The sequence below is a fragment of the Bacillus hominis genome (assembly GCF_018332515.1).
Lineage (GTDB): Bacteria > Bacillota > Bacilli > Bacillales > Bacillaceae_G > Bacillus_A > Bacillus_A hominis.
Genome location: NZ_BOQD01000490.1, coordinates 1 through 2095, shown reverse-complemented (window position 1 = coordinate 2095; position 2095 = coordinate 1). Strand labels below are relative to the sequence as shown.

The 2095-nt window shown below is 26.7% G+C and carries 3 protein-coding genes; 2 read left to right on the top strand and 1 reads right to left on the bottom strand.

Features of this window, described 5'->3' with window-relative positions:
* Positions 1-424: LPO_1073/Vpar_1526 family protein (locus KI356_RS26720; RefSeq protein ID WP_369009437.1), on the bottom strand; the 424-nt coding region annotated here is incomplete at its 3' end.
* Positions 425-697: 273 nt separating this feature from the next.
* On the opposite strand from KI356_RS26720, the gene KI356_RS26715 reads away from it, so the two are divergent.
* Positions 698-1234: a hypothetical protein gene (locus KI356_RS26715; RefSeq protein ID WP_212936962.1), complete on the top strand. Its 537-nt coding sequence runs from the start codon at positions 698-700 to the stop codon at positions 1232-1234.
* 26 nt (positions 1235-1260) lie between these two features.
* A partial coding sequence (locus tag KI356_RS26710; RefSeq protein WP_212936961.1) for a DGQHR domain-containing protein occupies positions 1261-2095 on the top strand: 835 nt, incomplete at its 3' end.

Here is a 2095-nt window from a genome sequence, read left to right as displayed (position 1 = left end):
ATTTTAACGTTCCTGAATTTTTATCCATTGTAATACATCCACTATATATTAAATGCTCGTAAAACATTCTGCCTTGAGGTATGTTAATAATATCAAGGAATTTATCAAAAAAAGTGTCATAGTAAAATTCAAAAGGAGGGTTACCTTCTAGGTATATTTCTACAACAATAAAAATTAAAGACAATATATTCATTTGTTCAAGTGTTAATTTTGGAACTGTTGTTAATGCCTCATTTAGCACTATAGTTTCAAATGAGTGTTGCTTAATCAAAGTCCTTCTAACCAATAAATCAACTAGTAATTCCGACTTTTCCATATTACCATGTCTTGCATAACTTTTTTGAACCTCAAAAAGTGAGTAACGAACATCTGGATCTTGAGTATTTTGGACTGATAATGGTGATTTTTTTTGTAATTCCTCAATTTAGTATATATAATTAGGAAGAAACATCTTTATCTTTTACAAACAACGTATGGGGAAATGAGGAAAAAATAGATTTAAAAATAGTCTTGTTTAAATATAGAAGTGTTATGAAAAGCGGCGGAGTAATCCGTCGCTATTTTTCTGCATTAAAAAGCATAGTAATAAAGTATTATTTTAAATAATCATATTTTTAATAGAAAATTGTATTATAATGAAAAAGTATGTCTGAAATTTCGATAAAATGTAGGGTTATCCAGATGGGAAGTGAAGTATGTGAAAGCAGAAAATGAATCACAGAAGAATCGATTTATTGCATGGTGTAAAGATTATCAATCTGATTTTAAGAAAATAATTTTTAGTTTTTTAATGGGATATTCTTCAGTAATAGTTGTGGTATTAATATCAGCTTTTATGAATGAAGACTTTTTTAAAGTGTTATCAAGCAAGAGTACTCTTTACTCTATTTTAGGTTGCTGCAGTAGTATGTTAGCTGTTGCTTCTGTACCAATTGAAAAAAATATGCCATTAAAAATGACGCCAATGTTATTTAATATATTAGCAATATTACCAATTTTTGCTTTAATGAGCTATTTTGTAGAAAATGATAGTATTGAAATAAACATTGGAATCTTAACCACAATTACTATTATGGGTGTAATAATATCATTTTATTATTTGGTGATATCGACGAATGAGGAAAGAACTAAAAGGAAAAAATTTGAAGATTTGGTTCGTGATTCGAAAATTCTTAGAAGTAAAAGTGAAAAGACAACTCAAGGTAGTGTAGCTGGTACAGAGTTTGATGTTTGAGTATAAGAAGATATTGAGGTGAATACATGAAAACTTTAGATTTAAAAGTAGAAAAAGTTGTACAACCAATAGGTGAGTTTTATATAGCTCAAATTGAAAGTAAAACTTTGTACTCAATGGCGAAAGCGGATATAATGAGAATTTCAAATAATGAGGATTCTATATATGAAGGAATACAAAGAGAGTTAGATCCAAAGAAAGTAGAAAAAATTAAGAAATATTTAGAATCAAATGATGCAACTTTCCCTAACTCAATAATTTTAAACCTAAATAAAGATTCTTTGGTCGAGTTAATAGATAATAATTTGAAGATAGAAGTAAATGAAAACTCATTTTCAATAATAGATGGACAACATCGATTAGAAGGGTTAAAAAATTATAATGGAAAATTTAGTTTAAGTTGCTCAATTTTCATTGGATTAGATATTAGAGAGCAATCAAGGATTTTTGTTACAATTAATTCAGAGCAAACAAAAGTTAATCCTTCTGTTTCTGTTTATCAAGAATATGAAGATAATATAATGACGCCAAGAAAATTCGCTGCAGAATTAGCTGTTGCTTTTGCTACTGATGAAAAATCAAAATGGTATAAACAAATTAAACTTAGAGGTTTCAAAGACGAAATTTCAGAACAAGGAAAAATTAGTCTTAGTGCATTTTATAAACCAATTCTAGATTTAATATATGATGATGATTTATATTTTGAAATTAGAAATATGTTATCTGAAGAAGAAAATAATCCCTTAATATTGAAACAAGATTTTCATTATAATATAAAATACACTAATTCTGAAAAATATATATTGTGGGATTTTTACGTAGAATATAAAAAGGAATTATTATATAAAGTATTAAATAATT